This is a genomic window from bacterium (assembly GCA_030530825.1).
In the GTDB taxonomy this organism is placed as follows: Bacteria; Patescibacteriota; Saccharimonadia; order Saccharimonadales; family Saccharimonadaceae; genus Nanogingivalis.
The window spans coordinates 561,211-578,277 of sequence record JAUMUF010000001.1 but is presented as its reverse complement, the minus strand read 5'-3'; the positions used below and the strand labels follow the sequence as shown (position 1 = coordinate 578,277).

General features: G+C 40.0%; 14 protein-coding genes and 2 tRNA genes. 10 read left to right on the top strand and 6 right to left on the bottom strand.

Going from position 1 to position 17,067, the window contains the following annotated elements:
* The 3 genes from Q4A21_03120 to Q4A21_03110 form a co-directional block, all read left to right on the top strand.
* Nucleotides 1–182, top strand: a 182-nt coding sequence (locus Q4A21_03120; GenBank protein ID MDO4902511.1) for an LPXTG cell wall anchor domain-containing protein, incomplete at its 5' end; no start/stop codon positions are given.
* A 121-nt stretch (nucleotides 183–303) separates the two neighbouring features.
* Nucleotides 304–3,570 (top strand): hypothetical protein, encoded by a 3,267-nt coding sequence (locus Q4A21_03115; protein MDO4902510.1) that lies wholly within the window; start codon nucleotides 304–306, stop codon nucleotides 3,568–3,570.
* Nucleotides 3,571–3,578: 8 nt separating this feature from the next.
* A complete protein-coding gene (locus Q4A21_03110) occupies nucleotides 3,579–4,748 on the top strand; it encodes a hypothetical protein (GenBank protein MDO4902509.1) in 1,170 nt (389 codons plus the stop codon).
* Between the two features lie 49 nt (nucleotides 4,749–4,797).
* Here Q4A21_03110 and Q4A21_03105 read toward each other — a convergent pair whose 3' ends face one another.
* On the bottom strand, nucleotides 4,798–6,573 hold the full coding sequence (locus Q4A21_03105; GenBank protein ID MDO4902508.1) for an ABC transporter ATP-binding protein: 1,776 nt from the start codon (nucleotides 6,571–6,573) through the stop codon (nucleotides 4,798–4,800).
* Nucleotides 6,574–6,716: 143 nt separating this feature from the next.
* On the opposite strand from Q4A21_03105, the gene Q4A21_03100 reads away from it, so the two are divergent.
* Nucleotides 6,717–8,609, top strand: a complete 1,893-nt coding sequence (locus Q4A21_03100; GenBank protein ID MDO4902507.1) for a fructose-bisphosphate aldolase class I — start codon at nucleotides 6,717–6,719, stop codon at nucleotides 8,607–8,609.
* A gap of 230 nt (nucleotides 8,610–8,839) precedes the next feature.
* On the opposite strand, the gene Q4A21_03095 is transcribed toward Q4A21_03100, so the two are convergent.
* Nucleotides 8,840–9,580: a helix-turn-helix transcriptional regulator gene (locus tag Q4A21_03095; GenBank protein MDO4902506.1), complete on the bottom strand. Its 741-nt coding sequence runs from the start codon at nucleotides 9,578–9,580 to the stop codon at nucleotides 8,840–8,842.
* 202 nt (nucleotides 9,581–9,782) lie between these two features.
* Between Q4A21_03095 and Q4A21_03090 the strand changes: the two genes are divergently transcribed.
* The 4 genes from Q4A21_03090 to Q4A21_03075 are packed head-to-tail and all read left to right on the top strand — an operon-like array spanning nucleotide 9,783 to nucleotide 13,651.
* Nucleotides 9,783–11,336 carry an excinuclease ABC subunit UvrC gene (locus Q4A21_03090; protein MDO4902505.1) on the top strand — a complete coding sequence of 518 codons (1,554 nt, stop codon included), beginning with the start codon at nucleotides 9,783–9,785 and terminating at the stop codon, nucleotides 11,334–11,336.
* 40 nt (nucleotides 11,337–11,376) lie between these two features.
* Complete coding sequence (locus Q4A21_03085; protein ID MDO4902504.1) at nucleotides 11,377–12,006, top strand: hypothetical protein; 630 nt, start codon at nucleotides 11,377–11,379, stop codon at nucleotides 12,004–12,006.
* A gap of 60 nt (nucleotides 12,007–12,066) precedes the next feature.
* Nucleotides 12,067–12,276, top strand: a complete 210-nt coding sequence (locus Q4A21_03080; GenBank protein ID MDO4902503.1) for a hypothetical protein — start codon at nucleotides 12,067–12,069, stop codon at nucleotides 12,274–12,276.
* A gap of 58 nt (nucleotides 12,277–12,334) precedes the next feature.
* On the top strand, nucleotides 12,335–13,651 hold the full coding sequence (locus Q4A21_03075; GenBank protein MDO4902502.1) for an FAD-containing oxidoreductase: 1,317 nt from the start codon (nucleotides 12,335–12,337) through the stop codon (nucleotides 13,649–13,651).
* Nucleotides 13,652–13,730: 79 nt separating this feature from the next.
* On the opposite strand, the gene Q4A21_03070 is transcribed toward Q4A21_03075, so the two are convergent.
* Nucleotides 13,731–13,806, bottom strand: a tRNA-Ile gene (locus Q4A21_03070).
* Between the two features lie 60 nt (nucleotides 13,807–13,866).
* Between Q4A21_03070 and Q4A21_03065 the strand changes: the two genes are divergently transcribed.
* Nucleotides 13,867–14,286: a hypothetical protein gene (locus Q4A21_03065; GenBank protein ID MDO4902501.1), complete on the top strand. Its 420-nt coding sequence runs from the start codon at nucleotides 13,867–13,869 to the stop codon at nucleotides 14,284–14,286.
* A gap of 48 nt (nucleotides 14,287–14,334) precedes the next feature.
* Nucleotides 14,335–14,412: transfer RNA gene (locus tag Q4A21_03060), tRNA-Met, on the top strand.
* Nucleotides 14,413–14,504: 92 nt separating this feature from the next.
* On the opposite strand, the gene Q4A21_03055 is transcribed toward Q4A21_03060, so the two are convergent.
* The 3 genes from Q4A21_03055 to Q4A21_03045 are packed head-to-tail and all read right to left on the bottom strand — an operon-like array spanning nucleotide 14,505 to nucleotide 16,867.
* Nucleotides 14,505–15,878 carry an NAD(P)/FAD-dependent oxidoreductase gene (locus Q4A21_03055; protein MDO4902500.1) on the bottom strand — a complete coding sequence of 458 codons (1,374 nt, stop codon included), beginning with the start codon at nucleotides 15,876–15,878 and terminating at the stop codon, nucleotides 14,505–14,507.
* Nucleotides 15,879–15,887: 9 nt separating this feature from the next.
* Nucleotides 15,888–16,157 (bottom strand): hypothetical protein, encoded by a 270-nt coding sequence (locus tag Q4A21_03050; protein MDO4902499.1) that lies wholly within the window; start codon nucleotides 16,155–16,157, stop codon nucleotides 15,888–15,890.
* Nucleotides 16,154–16,867, bottom strand: coding sequence for a hypothetical protein (locus tag Q4A21_03045; GenBank protein ID MDO4902498.1), 714 nt, complete (start codon nucleotides 16,865–16,867; stop codon nucleotides 16,154–16,156). Before Q4A21_03045 ends, Q4A21_03050 begins: the two co-directional genes overlap by 4 nt.
* Between the last annotated feature and the right edge of the window lie 200 nt (nucleotides 16,868–17,067).

The following is a 17,067-nucleotide window of genomic DNA, read 5'->3' as shown; positions in this document are numbered from 1 at the left end:
CACCACAAGATCCAGCACCCGCTGATCCAAAACCGGCACCACAAGATCCAGCGACTCAAAACACAAGTAATAGTAATAAGAAGGTCCTTCCTAATACCGGCGAGACTAACTCATTGCTTGGCTTTTTAGGCGTTGCTATTACATCACTCGGCGGACTTATTTCATTTAAGCGCCGCCAATAATAATCCTCATCTATCAACTATTCTCCAACCCTTTGCTTTTTGCAGAGGGTTTTTTATTGATTTTTTATAATGTTTATGATTAAATATGAATGTAGGTTTATTTAATTTATGGGAGAATTATATGCTTGAATTAGATGATAAAAAATCTAATCGCCAAATCAAAAAAGTTCGTAAGATAGCTATTTTTTTGGGTGTGGCAATTTTAGCGGTGGCTTCAGCTTTTGGAATCATCTTTTTACTAAATAATCTTATTGATAGTGGGGATATTAATATTGGAGATACTGTTATAAAAAGTGCAGATATCTTGACTAACTCCAAAGATATACAAGAATTTATAGATAAAGACAAAGACAATAAATTGATATTAGAGGGCAAGAGCGCTAGAGAAAAAGCAGAGGATGACTTGATATTGCTAGCTGGATTAAAATTTTACGCAAAAAAATGCAATGTTGGTATAGATTTATCAGATAAATATATTTCCGAATATAGAAATTTGGATATTAGTGAATATAGGGATCTTAAAGAATATCAAAAAACTGCAATTAAGATAGATTATTTAAAAAGTAGATTGATTAATTGCGTTATTAGGCATAGACGTTATTTTAGTGTCACGTATATGTATGCAAATTTAGATATAGATAAATTTAGCGAAATAGAGTCTATTTTTAATGGTAGTATATTACCTCTTTTTAGGAGCAATAAGTCTTCTAAGGAAATATCTGAATATGTCAAGAGTAGGTTTCCGAATACTGACACCTACGATTTCCGTGGAGAATCTCCAGCCTTTAATACGTTTATTAGCGGAGACGATTCTAATGATAATTACGATTTAGTCCCAATGTTTTTAAGAGATAGAGCTAAGAATAAAGATCAGTTTCATGATTATTTTAAGAAAAAGGGCGATTTTACACAATCGACTGTCGTTAGAGCTAATGGAGAGATGGGTATTTACAGACTCGATCAGGAAGAGGGTGAGTTTTCTGATTGGTCCGATTTTTTGGTTGACATAAAAAAACGTTTTTTAAAAGATACTGCACTTTTTTCGTTTGATTTATTTAATAATACCTATGCTACGCAAGTTAACGCACAGGATGGTTGTGCCGGTGATTGGAGTTTGGCTAATAATTATATTAGTGTTGCGAGAGGTTCATTAGCGACCCATGTTATAGGAATAAACTTTACTTTTAGAGATTCTAAGACGCATAAGCCCTTATCCGGGGTTTCTGTCCATGCAGACCAAGTAGGTATACCACCTCAAGACGCAGCAGGGAATATTACATGCAGGAAAAATATGACAGATAAATCTAACGCCTCTGGGCAAGCTCAATTATACGCTAATTGTTTTGTCGGTAACCCTGCCGTATACTTCTCTGTAGGGGGAGGAAAGAGTGGGAGTTTCAGCTATAATTTAAGAGGAAGTCGCTGGAGTAGTCAGTTTGCTGGTGTTGGGACAAGAGCTCATTGGGACGCTAATTATAGTACAAAAAATGGACACGGAAATATTTCTGACGGTAGAGGTGTGATAACTAACCTAGGCGACCCCTCTGGCATAAACTGGTTTCCTGGAATTAACGGTGCCAATCTTAATATTGACGTTTATGTGGATCAGGTTCCCCCACCCCCACCATCCGAAGAGGACACCATCTCCGCCTCATCATCTGCTACTACCCAAATCAAAAAATCCACAGATTCCAACTGGAGCAACAATGGCAATATTATCGTTAAATCTGGCCAGACGATTAACTTCAAGCACACTGTAAGGGGTAATTTCTCCAGTAATTTCTCCAAATTCTATATTGGATGGAATCAAAATAACCGACACGCTTCATCTAGGCAAACAGGTAAATCTAACATAGGTCTAGGCAATAGAGCCTCTGGTGATATTGTTGTTCAGGGCGACTCTGCAGGTCTCAAGAATAATGTGCGTGTAACGGCATACACCGCCAGAGATGCGGATATGGGTAAAACTATCTGTGAGAATATCTCATACAATTGGAAGCTTGAGTATTCGTATAAAAAAGGCACAGTTATCGGAAATTCTCCAACCCATGTAATTACAAGAAACCCAAGCAGGGATCAAAATGGCTCTGGCCAATCTCAGGGGAAATGCTTCTATGTTCCTTATGAATATGAAATCAAGCCTTGCGTTGATGCTACGGTTGGCGGAACGTCATATAATTGTGGTGCTGACGATATTCCCGCAGAGCCTACTGAAACAATCAACCTCACACCAAAGCTAACTGGCGGTGGCGACAAGCCTGTCCGTGGAGGCAGTAGGTATAAAATCACTCGCTGGAAAGTTCCTCATAATTACGAGAACATCAAAACACCTAATAATGAGTCTACAGAAAACACAGAAAACACCTGCTCTGTTTACAGTAAAGCCTTTGCAGGTGCTAATATCGCTGATTGTGGTGTCGCTGAGACAGGTGAATTCTCAAGGACGAGTCAGAAGTTCAACAATCCTCTTCCAGAGATGCCAGAGGATGCGCATGTTGGTACAAGATATTGCGTTGCGCTATCGGTATCGCCTTATCAGATGTTGGGTAATGAGAACTCAGCGCAGCAATCTAGCAAGACTGCTTGGCGCCACTCTCGACCTATCTGCGCCATAGCAGTTAAAAAGCCACATATGGCAATATGGAATAATGGTGTTTATTCTCAATCTGGTATCGTAACCAATAAGAGCCGATACAAGAATACTCAATTTGGCTCTTGGGTTGAGTATGAAGCCATATCCAATTCTAAAATATTGCGATTCACTTCCGCAAGCTCTCATAATAGCAACAGCTTAACATTTTCTAATGATGGATCAACTGTTGGGGAGTTTAGCCCTAATAGCAGAAGTTCTAACCAAAGAATCAGGCAGGCAATAGAATCAAGATTCCCTAAGGGGTCTGGTGACGGTACTTTCGGAAAAACTTTCATTCTAGAATATAAAGGCAACCAAAGACTATATGATTATATAATGATAAATGCCATGGATACTAGGGTTATTTACGCTGATAATTTATATATTCAAGGTAACCAACACTACCAAAAATTAGGTCACCAGACAATAGTTATAGCCAAGAATATCTATATTGATAAGTATGTCGAAAAGATAGATGCTATACTGATCGCGGATAAAGTTGTTACTTGCGCGAAAGACTTTAAAGATGATATAACAATTGTCAATAACTCAGAGTGTAGCAAACCTTTGATTATAAACGGAGCCATACTAACCAATGATCTAAAATCATATCGCACGGGCGGAGATAATAAAACTGGTCAACCTGCCGAGATATACAACCAAAGACCGGACATGTATTTCTGGTCTCAGAGGCTAGGTGGCGGAAGAAATATACTAAAGACCACATACACTAAAGAATTGCCAGTGAGGTATTAAGGAGAGTTATGGAATTTTCGAAAAAAGATTTTATGAGGGGTGGTGTTTCGATGTTTATTGTCGTTGTTACCACCACGCTTATAGCCTTAATAACCGCTAGTTTCTTGAGACTCCAAGTGCGGGACCAGCAGATGGCAAGCACTCAAGACCTTTCTCAATCCTCGTACGACTCCGCTCAGGCGGGGGTTGAGGACGCTAAGCGTTTTATGGATAGGTATTATAGGGATTGCTCTATAGCAAATAGAGATAGTGCTAATTGTAAAAAGATAAGCGATGCTTTATCTAAATCATTAGATAGCTGTAATGCTTTGGGTGGATTTGTTGGTGCTACTTCTGGAGAGACGCAAATCCAGAGTTCTTCTGGTGGAGGCAGTGACTTAAACCAAGCATACACTTGCCTTAAAATAAAGAAGAATTCGCCAGATTTTTTGGGTGAGACCAGCAATGACCAGGCGAGGACGATACCTCTTAGGGGCGTTTCTCCATTCAATAAAGTAAGGATTAGCTGGCATACTAAGCGTAACGGCAGTAATAATGAAGCAATCACACTTGATTCTACCCCGTCCCCTAGACTAAAAAAAGTTGGTGATTGGGGTAATCGGCCTGCGGTGATAAAAGCACAATTTTATGGATATAGAAACGGAGGCTCCTTAGATGATTTAAACACCAACTTCTCTGATGACGGACATGGTATAGATGAGCAGATTTATTATCCTATAGGCTCTTCAGTATCTTCTTTTACTAGGGTAAAACTTCCTAATAATAAAAGAAGTGGGTCGAATATAACCAACCAAGTTACGCCAGTTGTCTGTAATAATAATTTTAATTCAGTTTACGCTTGTAGCTTGGAGGTTGTGATAGGGTCTGACATAAATTCTGCAAAAGTGGAGTCGTATTTAAGACTTACGCCTTTATATAAACAGGCAGAATTCAAGATTGAATTGATGAAAGATGATAAAGTCATAGATTTCGACGGTGTTCAGCCTATTGTAGATAGCACTGGTCGCGCTAACGATCAATTCCGTAGGGTTGAGAGTAGGCTTGAGATGGCGGGCAACGACCTCCCTCTTCCAGATTTCGCTGTTCAACAAGAAGGCAATACGCCTCTTTGTAAGAATTTTTATGTCACGCATTTAAAGAATAATTTGGGTGAATCTGGCCAGTGCGATGCTAAATAGTCTTAATGTGTACTATATAATTAAAAGACCCTTTGGCGGGGTCTTTTAACTATGCTTCTCCTGACTGTATCTTCCACAGTTTGGCGTATTGCGCGTCGAGTTTAAGAAGTTCTTTATGCGAGCCTTGCTCTACGATCTCTCCATCCTCGATAACGATGATTCTGTCCATCTGTTGAATGGTGGAGAGGCGATGAGCTATCACGATACTGGTGCGGTTCTTCATCAAGTTCTCGAGAGCGTCTTGGATTAATTTTTCACTTTCTGTGTCTAGCGCCGAGGTTGCCTCATCCAAGATGAGAATTGGTGAATTTTTCAAGATTGCTCGCGCAATTGAAATGCGCTGCTTTTGTCCGCCAGAAAGTTTGGTTCCGCGCTCGCCAACGGTAGTTTCTAAGCCATCTGGCAGATCTTTAATAAAGTCCCACGCATTGGCGAGTTTGGCTGCTTTAATTATCTCTTTTTCGCTAGCATCTGGTCGGCCGTAGGCGATATTTTCTCGTATAGTTCTGTCGAATAGTGATGATTCTTGCGGAACATAAGAGATTGAATTTCGGAGCGAAGATTGCGTGACTTTGCTGATATTTTGTTCGTCGATCAAAACTTCTCCGCTTTCAACATCAGAAAAACGCAAAATCATTTTGGTCAAAGTTGATTTTCCTGAGCCTGATGACCCGACAAGGCCAATTTTTTCTCCTGCCTTGATTTTGAGATTAAAGTCCGTAAATAGTGAAGTTGGCTTGTCGTCATGTCTGAAGTCCACGTCTTTGAACTCTATTTTTCCGCCCTTGACTTTAAGCGGCTTGGCGCCTTTTATATCTTTAATTGGATTTTCTGTAGAAATCAATCGAGTCATTTCATCTGCGTCACCAAACGCTTTAGAAATTCCGCGGATAATCCTGTTGATGTCCCAGAGTTGAGATAGAAGCCTTTGCGAGTAATCCATCATCAAGATCAGCGTTCCGAGAGAAATACCAAACCAAAATTGGCCAAAAACCGCCACCAACAAAATCAAAAGGTTTCCTGTTGCCAAAACTGACCCGAATCCTAAATCTCGAAGTGTCACCTTTTTAGCAAAATTCATCTCTGCAGAGAAAGCCTTCGCGCCTTGATCTTTGATGTTTTTAAGTTCCTGACTTTCGCGCGAGTTGGCCTTAGTAGACAGGATATTTGAGATTGCATCAGTAAAAATTCCGCTCAAACGGTTGTGTTCTTTGGTGGATTTTTTCTGTGCGGTGGCGACTTTGTCGAGCCCTGATGCTGAAATTATAGCAAAGATTATCGCTAGAGCGAAAAGGCCCAAAGTGTAAAGTGGCGCAATTGGTGTCAAAATTACAACAATTGCAATAACACCAATCAAAATTCGAAGAATATTAAATATTGCCGTATCCAAAAATCCAATGTAGGAATTGGCAAAGTTTCTCGCAGCGGAAACCATCGATCCGCTCATTTTTTGTGCATGGAATGACATCGACTGATTGACCATTTTTTCGAAGGCCTCTTCGTAAAGGTCATGATAAATTCGCATCTGCATTTTCCATAAAATCCAGATTCCGGCTCGCCAAACAAAAAGTTCAGAGAAGATATAAATACCGGCTCCAGCAAAAATTAAAGGAGAAAATACCTGCCATAACTGGTCTTGTGGAACCCCCGCCTGTAATTTGTTGATGACTTGCGCCACAATCAATGGCGAAACATAAGCGTTCAAAATAATCCCCAACGGAATCAATATTGCTACTGCTAAAGCGTGAAATTTATATTTTTTTGTGGCGCGCCAATAAATTTTAAGCGTCTCGGCGATGACGCTTTCTTTCTTATTTTTTGACATAATCTCCTTTGATTTTATAGTTTTTATAAAAAAGTCGTTATCATATTTTATCATTTTTATTTGGTGCCGTCAAGGGGTTGAAAGGTGTCGAAATTCGTGATATAATTAAGCGAAAGCACTATATTAAAATAAAAGGGTAGGCAATGGAACCGACAATTCTCTCAATTGGCAACGCGACAAAAGATAGTTTTTTAGACATCAATCAACGACAAGTTTATAAAGACAAGCAGAATGTTTTTCATTATGACTTGACTTTTGACGACTCTACGCTTGAGTATAAGAGGCGAGCGGGTATTTTGGGCGGTGTAATTTTGAGCGAAAAAATCTTTCAGGCGGCGCACATCAAGAGTTTTTCTAATATAAATCCGCGGGGCTTGACTACCTTTAACTTCGAAAAAGAAAACTATCCAGTTTTGTATCGCTATATTGTTTCGCACGGAGCGAGAAGTGTTATTTTGTCCAATTCGCCCAAGAAGTTGAACTGGGTTGCGCCGATTTTTGTGCCAGAAACGGTTTATATTGCAGACAATATTTTGTCAAAGAATTATTTGGCGGCATTCAAAAATTATCTTAAAAATCATCCGGAAATTCGTTTAATTTTTTCCTTGGAAGATTTTAACGTTGAAGTTTTGCGTGAATTTTTACCCCGCGCGCGAGTTGTTTTTGTTGATGTCAAGAAGCCGATTTTAGGTGATTTAATAGATTATAGTAGCGTTGAGACTGTGGGTAAAAGCCTGCGTGATTTGGGAGTAGAAATCTCTCTGATTGAGAATGGAGAAGAAATCTACGCTGTGCGCGATAGGGAAGTTATAAAAATTACAACAAAATTCCAATTAAATTCATTTTATCAGAAGTCGATCTTTCGGGCGTCATTCATTGGTGAAATTCTGAATGGAAATATTTTGCGTGAGAGTCTTGAAACGGCTGTCACTATCGCTGAAAATTCAGATTTTAACGCTATCTTGAAGCCGTTTTTAGCTAAGCAAATTTTGCTCCAGAACAAAGAAGAGCGTCTCCAAGTTATCTCTGAAGAGCCATCCCGGGAAGAAATCTTGCGCGAGGTGGCCCAAAAAATGCTGGGCTCAGGTAAAGGTATTTTTGCGGCGGATGAGAGCGGTGGAAGTATCGCTAAGAAGTTTGCTGAAGTCGGAGTTGATGATTCTACTGAAAATCGACGAGCCTATCGTGAAATGTTTTTGACTACACCTGAGATTGAAAAATATCTCAACGGAGTGATTTTAGCAGAAGAAACGGTTGAGCAGAAATCTGATAATGGCGAGTCTTTCTTGGAAAATTTGAAAAATCGCGGGATTTTGGTTGGAGTTAAGTTGGATGAAGGCTTGCGAGATCTGGAGGGATTTGATGGCGAGACAATCTCTGCTGGACTTGACAATTTAGCAGAAAAATTGGATAAGTATGCTAAATTAGGCTTAAACTTTGCTAAATGGCGCGTAGCATTTAAGATTGATAAAGAAAAAAATCTGCCATCGCCTGCGTCAATTGCGGTAAATGTTCAGACTTTGGCGAGATACGCTAAGATGTGTCAGATTGCTGGTATTGTGCCGATTGTTGAGCCGGAAGTGATTTTCTCTGGAAATCATTCAATTTCTGAGTGTAAAAATGTTACTGAACAAGTCTTGAAGGCGCTTTTTGAAGAGTTGAGATTGTTCCAAGTTGATATCTCGGCGGTTGTACTGAAGGTCAATATGGTGCTTGCTGGGCGAGATAATCCGCTCCAGTCTAGCGCACAAGAAGTGGCGAGTTCAACTTTGGAAATGCTCGAGCGAGCGGTTCCGGATGATATTGCTGGCGTGATTTTCCTTTCTGGCGGTCAAGATAGTCAGCGCGCGACACAAAATTTGGCTGAGATTGTTAAAAAATCTCGATTAAAGTTTCCTTTGACATTCTCTTTTGCGAGGGCTTTACAAGATGATTCGCTCAAAAAATGGGCTGGAAAGAAGCAGAATGTGTCATCCGCGCAGACAATTTTCTTCCAAAAGTTGCTAGAAAATTCCGCTGCTGTTTCAAGAAAGTAAGTTTCAAGCAAAATAAATCTCTCGCTGGCTTAACGAGAGATTTTGCTTTTGGCGTAAAATTATTTTTTGATGTTTTTGATGATTATTGCATAAATTCCGATGAGTATTCCAGAGATTGGATAAATAAACTTTGCGGAATCCCACGCATTAATACTGAATCCGAGAATCAAATACACAACTGTGACGCTCATCATCAAGATTGCGGCAAAGAGTCCGATTTTATTGTCGGTTTACTTATTGAATGGGCTGTTATCTTCAAAATTTTGGATTTTGGCGAAGGTAGAATTACCATAAGTTGAAGCTGTGACGCCAATTCCAAGAAGAATCATGAATGTTGCATTGGCTAGATTTTCTGGTGAACCAGAGATCGTGATGATTTGGTGAGCGGCGATAGCCAAGAAAGCTAAGGATGCTAGAATAATCGCTCCAAGATTTTTATTCTTATCTGCGATTTCGATTTCTTTATCGCTGAAAGTTTCTTCAATTTTTGCGCCAGATTTAACTAATTTGTCGTTAGCCAATTTATCTAGGTTCCCTGCGAATGTTAGTAAAGGAACGGATATAGCAAGAGATATCATAAGAGTTATTCCGCTCCAAATGCTAAAGTTGGGCATCTGTGCTGTAGTAAGACCTGTTCTAAATTTGAGATCAGACAGATATGCGGCTGCCGCCAACCCCAAGAATAGTATCAAGATTCCCACTGATCGAACTTTAGCGATTTGGCTGTAAGAATTCTCATATTCTTTTTTATCTAGTTTTCCGGTCTGATTATTGTCGTAAACTTCTCCCACAAGTTGGTCTATGCTTATTGAGAAAAATTTTGCAATTTGACTTGCTTTTTCTATTTCTGGAGAAGATTTTCCGCTCTCCCATGCCGATACTGATTGTCTTGAAACGCCAATTTTATCAGCGAATTGTTCTTGCGATAAATTTTTACTTTCGCGTAGTTTTCTTAAATTTTGACTAAACATAGTTTGTCCTTTCATATTAAGTTTATTATACTTCAATTATAGTAAGTTTCCAATATTTCAACCACCAAGTTTGCTTGAAATTTTATAATTTTCTTGCCAATATTTTTGACATAACAGATTGAATTATGCCAATATTCTTGACTTTTGATATTTATTGGTCTATTTTTGATAAAACTCAAGAAAAATGTTATAATATTATAATATGAATACAGTCATCGCTTCGAAATTGAAAAACCTTCCCAATTCCGCGGGCGTTTATTTTCATAAAAACCAAAATGATGAGATAATTTATGTTGGAAAGGCTGCCAGTCTTAAGAATCGAGTGCGGCAGTATTTTCACGCTTCAGCGCAACACGACAGTAAAACCCGTGCGCTCGTGGCGGAAATTTGTGATACGGATTGGATTGAGACGCAGAGCGAGATTGATGCGCTTTTTCTTGAGCAGGAGATGATCAAGAGATATAAGCCGCAATATAATATTTTGCTCCGTGATGATAAATCTGTTACTTTTGTAAGGATTGGCTTTACAGATGAGATTCCGAGTGTGACTTTTACCAAAAATCCATCTGATGATGGCGCAGAATATTTTGGCCCGTTTTATAGTGCTAATTCTGTTAAAAAAGCCGTTCGGACATTAAGAAAGTCGTTTCCTTTTTATGAAAAACCTTATTTGCCTACGCCTAATAATCTTAATTATCAGATTGGATTAACTCCTGCTCTGGAGAATTTTGATAAAAATGCGGCCCAGTTTGAAGACGCTCGGCGTGAGTATAAAAAGAATTTGCGAAAATTGGCGCGATATTTGCGCGGTGAAGGGCAGAAAATTCAGGCAGAAATTGACTTCGAAATGCGTCAACTTGCGCTCGAGCACAATTTCGAAGCAGCCGCCAAGAAGCGCAATCAACTTCGAAATCTGGCAGAACTTGCTCGCCAGCCGATATTTTCACGCGAGGAATTTCTTGACATCTCTAAGGATCACGCTTTGTCACAACTGGTCGATATTCTTTCGCTCGAAAATGCCCCACGCAGGATCGAAGCATTTGACATTTCTCATTTAGGTGGTAGAAATGTGGTGGCTTCGATGGTGGTTTTTACTAATGGCTTGGCGGATAAACGCGAATATCGAAAATTCAAAATGAAGTTGGGCGGTAACGACGATACTGCTAATATGCGTGAAGTTCTTTCGCGGAGATTTTCTAAAAAGCATGAAAAGTGGGGCAAGCCTGATTTGGTGATTGTTGATGGCGGTAAGGGGCAACTTTCCGCTGCCTTTGAAGAAATTCCGCCGCATATTACAGTAGTAGGGATTGCTAAGCGTGATGAAGAATTGATTATTCACGCGCAAAAATCTGGCGTAAATTTGGCTTGGTTTGAGAATAATTTGGGGGAAAAGTCGGGAGTTTCAGTGCGACGAGAAGGTGAGTTTTTTATCGTCAAACTTCATTCGCAGTCACATTCTCAAGGTCACGCGCGCAATCTATTGGGCGAAAATTCTTCGAAATTTGGTGATTTAGTCAAACTTTTTCAGCGAATTAGAGATGAGGCTCACCGTTTTGCGATCAACTACCACACAACAATTAGAGATAAAAGTCAAGTTAAAAATCAACTTGAGCAAATTGCTGGAATAGGGCCAAAAACGCGCGCAAAATTACTTAAAGAATTCGGCTCGGTGGCCAAAATTCGACTTGCTCAAAAGAGTGAAATTTCAAAAATTGTTGGCGAGAATTTGGCGGAGAAGATTAAGCAGAATTTGTAAAAAATTTCGAAATATGATAAAATAAACATAAGAGGAAAGGGTGGATAAGAAAAAGTTAAAAAAACGCCTCAAATGGCTGGCGGGACTAAAAAACTGGCAATTGTTTATATTGCTTTGTTTGGTTTTGGCGGTTGTGGCGACGGCTTGGCGAATGAACAACACGCAGATGCTCAGGCGCTTGGATGCGGTTATAGCGGCAGATGCGGCTCTGGATGAAGAAAAGGCTCGCGAAAATTTGCTTATCTTGAAAGAATTTTCTGCTCGACATATGAACGCTAATACGGGATTGATCTCTCTTGTGAAGATCTATGAGAAGGATGCGCAGTCGGAAATTTCTCGCGTGTCGAATCTTCGCCAAGGGGAAAATGTCCATAAAAAAGTGTCCGAGATCTGTGACCCGCAATTTGATGCGCGGACGCGATATTCTAGGCCGTATTTTGAGTGCTGGACTAGAGAGTTAGAAAAACTATCGCCTCGAGAAGGTGTTGACGCCCAGCCTAAATTTCGACCAAAAGAACTCTATGAGTATAATTTTATCTCCCCAATCTGGACGCCAGATCTTGCGGGTTGGATGACTTTGGTGGCGATTTTGATAGTTTTGGCGATAGTTTTTAAGATGATTTCCACTTTAATTTTGAAATTTATGCTTAAAAAGTATCAAAACTCTTGACACTAGTGTTTTTAAGGTGTAAAATGAAGATACACTAACAGTAGTAATGAAAGGATAAAAATGGCATACAGTCAGACAAATTCAAAGGGTGTAAAATATTTCCTACATAAATCAGAAGTTTCTCTTCGCGGCGGAAAAGCGCAAACTATTTATTTCTTCGCTAAAAAAGAAAAGAACGACAAAGGTGAGCCTTGCGATCTTCCAGCAGACCGAATTGTTAAAGAAAACCCACGCAACGGCTTCTTGACAGTTTCACGCAAGAAAGACTAATAATTTTAACTAGCGAGGCTTGAGAAATCTCGGGTCTCGTTTTATTTTGAAAGGAAAAATGAAAACTTACGATTTGATTGTGATCGGCTTTGGTAAGGCTGGCAAAACTTTGGCGGCAAAATTCGCCAAAATTGGCAAAAAAGTTGCCCTGATTGAACAAAATCCCCAGATGTATGGCGGAACTTGTATCAATATTGGTTGTATTCCAACCAAAACGCTGATTAACGCCGCTGAGAAGAATCTCAACTTTGAGCAGGCAATGGCAGACAAGACGGCTGTGGTTGGTCGACTTCGAAATAAGAACTTTGAAAATCTCGATAATCTTGTAGACATTATTGCGGGTCGTGCGGAATTTATTGAAGATAAGGTGATTAAAGTTAGTGCTCAGGATGATGAAATTATCCTTACGGCAGAAAATATTGTTATTAATACTGGCTCCGAGGCGGTAATTCCGCAAATTGCTGGCGTTAAAACTACCAAGAATGTATTCGATAGCACCGAGATTCAAAATCTTGATAATTTACCAGATCATTTGGCAATTATTGGTGCTGGTAATATTGGCCTAGAGTTTGCCAGACTTTACAATAAACTTGGTTCTGAGGTGACGATTTTTGAAACTACTGACAAAATTTTACCAAATGACGAGCCGGAAGTTGCGGACTTTGCGAAAAAATATCTCGAAGATCTTGGGATTAAGTTTAAATTTAATACTAATATTTCTCGGATTTCAAATGATGAAGCGGGCAAAGTTTTGATTGATGTTGATGGAGAAGTGATTGAGTTTGACTCCGTTCTCTACGCCGTAGGTAGAAAACCTAGAACTTCCAATCTTAGGCTTGAAAACACAAATATTAATCTTGGTGATAGAGGGGAGATATTAACTAATCAATATCTTGAGACGTCTGTTGAAGGAGTTTTTGCTGTCGGTGATGTTAATGGCGGGCCGCAATTTACTTATATTTCTCTAGATGACTATCGAATTGTTGCTGATTACTTGCTTGGAAATGGCCAATACTCTCTTTCTCATAGGCAATCAATACCCTCGGTTGTGTTCATCGATCCACCTTTAGCGCGGGTTGGTTTGACTGAAAAATCTGCAAAAGATCTCGGACACAATACTATATCTAAGTCAATTCCTGTTGCGGCTATGCCGCGCGGTCACGTTAATGGCGATTTGCGAGGGATTTTTAAGGCAGTGGTTGATGCTGATACTGGGCTGATTTTAGGCGCTAATTTTCTTGGCGAATCCGCTCACGAGTTAATAAATCTTGTTGCGATGGCCATAGACAATCAAATTCCCGGTAAAAATATCGCTCGGCAGATATTTACCCATCCAACAATGGCGGAAAATCTTAACGATTTGTTTGATATTTAGAAAAACCCGCATCGGGAGGTGCGGGTTTAATTTTATATAAAAATACCAGAGTTTAGTCTGGGATTTATTTAGAAAGGATTGGTAGGGGGTGCAGGGTTCGAACCTGCGACCAATCGTGTATGAGACGACTGCTCTAACCGCTGAGCTAACCCCCCACGCTTCCATTATAACAAATTTTGTGATAAAATTAAAGGGTGAAATTAAACTTAATCGAAATGAAGACTCAATTACGGCGGATTAACTATAAAATCCGTAACGGTGTTTTGACTACTAATAATCTCATGGTTATGATGGCTGTTGCGGTGGCAATTTTTTGGGCTTGGGGAAGTATTTCGGCGATGGGGCAAAATCACCTTCTTCAGCAAGAACTTGAGATTAAAAAGCGTGACGCTCGTATCGCAGAAATCGAACAGCAGACTCTTCAATTTGAGCAGAATTATCTTAAATCGGCTGAATATCAAGAATTGTCCGCCCGTGAGAAGTTGGGTCTTGTCAATGAGGGCGAGCATGTTTTAATCTTGCCTGATTATGAAGAAGAAGACAAAGCCAAGACAACTCCACCAAAAAAGCGCAGTAATTTTGCTGAGTGGATGAACTTCTTATTTGGCGGAAGCGCTAAAAAGATACAAAATTAAAAAAGTTATTGACTTTATTTTGCGCGGGTGATATAATTAAAGTTGTATCGCGGGATGGAGCAGCCTGGTCAGCTCGCTTGGCTCATAACCAAGAGGTCGTAGGTTCAAATCCTACTCCCGCAACCAAGAAATTATTTTCCGAAGAACCCCGTGCGAGAGGGTTTTTCTTTTGAATGAAGAAAATTTCAAAGTAAACCTTCGAGTTAAGATCGAAGGTTTTACCTTATTCTATTGGCACAAACGCGGATTGCTTCACTCCAAGATTGAAATGCGTGCGGCAGAGTGGCTAAATCGTGGGCATTCATACCCATTTTGGCTGCCAATGCGATTTCCCCAATCAGACTTGATGCCTCTGGCGCGACAATGCTTCCGCCTAAAATTCTCCCCTTGTTGTCGCAAATTAACTTTACGAATCCGTGTGAAAAATTCTCTGTATTGCTTCTTGCGATGAGATTTAGCGGTGCGATTGCGGTTTTTACGCGTAAATCTCGTTTGATACAATCATCTTCGCTCAGACCAACACTCGCCACCTCTGGGAATGAGTTTGTTATTCTTGGCGAGAATTCAACTTCTGGTGAAATTTTCTGCCGAGGCTTTAAGATATTGTGCGCGGCCACTCGACTCTGAATCAGTGCTTCTGTGGTCGAAGCACCGCCAGAAATTACTGCCCCACTTGCAAAGATATGCTTGCTAGAAGTTTGAAGAAGATTATCGACGATAATTCCACTTTCGTCATATTCAACATTAGCATTCTCGAGGCCGATGTCGGTGTTGGCCAATCGTCCATCCGCCACCAAGATTTCGTCGACTCGGACGAATTTTTCTTCCCCGCCACGCTGAAAAATAACTTTTTTACCCATTCTGTCTGCCTCAACTGCGACTACGCGCGTGTTGGTCAGAACTGCGATTTTCATCTCGTCAATCATTGCATTTTCTAGGGCTATGCCAATTTCTTCATCTTCTTTTGGTAAGATTCTGCTCGAAACTTCGCTCAAATAGACTTTTGTGCCAAAAATCGCCAAAATCTGCGCAATCTCTACAGCCTCGCTACCTCCGCCGATTATGAAGATGCTTTTAGGCGGACGAGTTGTCTCAAAAATAGTTTTAGGTGTGAAAAATTTGACATTTTTAATATTTATGATGTTTGGAATTTTGAATTCTGTGCCAGTTGCGATTAAGAAGTTTTTACTCGAGAAGTGTTTTTGATTAACTGTAATTTCGTGCGGATTGATGAATCGGGCATTTCCGCGAATTGTTTTTATACCAGATTTTTCATAGAAGTCAAGGTTATCGTGTGCGCCAGTGCGCTTAATAGCCAGATCCCGCCAAGATAGAAGTGCGGGGAAATTGAAGCCTAGTCCAGAAGTTCGAAGGCCGGTTTTGCTGGCTTTTTGCGCTTCAAAAAACACCTTAGCGGTATGAAAAATCGCCCGATTTGGGATCTCGCCGTAATTTGGGCTTTCTCCGCCAAGCAGATCCTTCTCAACTACAGCAACTCTCAGCCCGTTTTTTGCCGCCAGAATTGCCGCTGCGCTACCGCCTGCGCCCGTACCGATAACGATTAAATCGAAGTCGAATTTTGCTTTTTTCATTCTTTCTCCTTATAAAATTTTTTTGAAATTATCATATATATAACTTGCTTCTGGGTGAATTTTTTCTGTAATTTGGGTGATTTTTCTCCTGATGTCGGCGGTGGTGATTTCTGGCTTGTCGCTTTGCCAAAGTTGGAATTCTGCTAGAATCTTTTTTGTTAATGTCTCCAATTCTCCATCTGGTAATTTAACTATATTAAAGGTTTCATGAAGACTTTTTTCTAACTTTTTAAGAGAAAATTCTTCGATCTGACCAGATTTTTTTACCACTGTTCTCATTTTGAAACCCCTAAAAACCCGGCCCAAATTATTACACTGAGTAAAATTGCCCCAAGACTTGCGAATAATTTCAAAAATCGCTGATTTTGCTCTCGCCATATCTGTATTTGACTCAAGTTATGCCCGCCAGAAATCAAACAATACACTACAAAAAGCGGAAAATTGGCGATGAAAACGTAGGTGGTAAGCGCCACAAATTGCCACGCCGTGCTCACCATCGTTGTAGCCAAAACGGCTGAAAATAGCAGTGGAAAAATAAACAAAATCTCCGCCAAAACGCTCCCCGCTCCAAGAGAAAACGCCTCTGCTGAATGCTCGGAAGTCTTAGTTTTTTGGCTCAAATAATGAGCAAAGTTGCGTGGTAGCCAGATTTCGGTGCCGGTATTTTTACCCTTTTTATAGTAAAAGATCCAACTTGCCACAGACACTCCAGCGAGAAGTCCAATAGCGCCAGCCCAAAAGGCTTTAAAATTGCTGGCAAAAATGTTGCTCAGGCCACTCATCCAAAACGCCAGTGCAGAAAACAGCAAGATATTAGTGATAAAAACGCCCAATACCATTGCGGTTGACAACTTCATAATTTTGCGGTGTGGTAGCCTCTGGCTGATTTTATGACCACTAATCAGGGTAAAAATACTCACGCTCAGTTGAAAACTCGCCTGAACGCCTGCGGCCAAAATTATTACCAAAAACACCGTAAAAATATCCATAATCGTTATAAAAATTATACTATATTCGGCCAAAAAACACAAACATTTTGAAGATTTTGTTAGAATACTATTGACTTTAATTGATATTTATGCTATTATAAAACAGTAATATTAATCAAAACAAAAAGGAAAAATAAATGGCAAAACACGAAAAAATGGCAACTTGGGATCGACACCGCACTAAAAAAGAACTTCGAAAT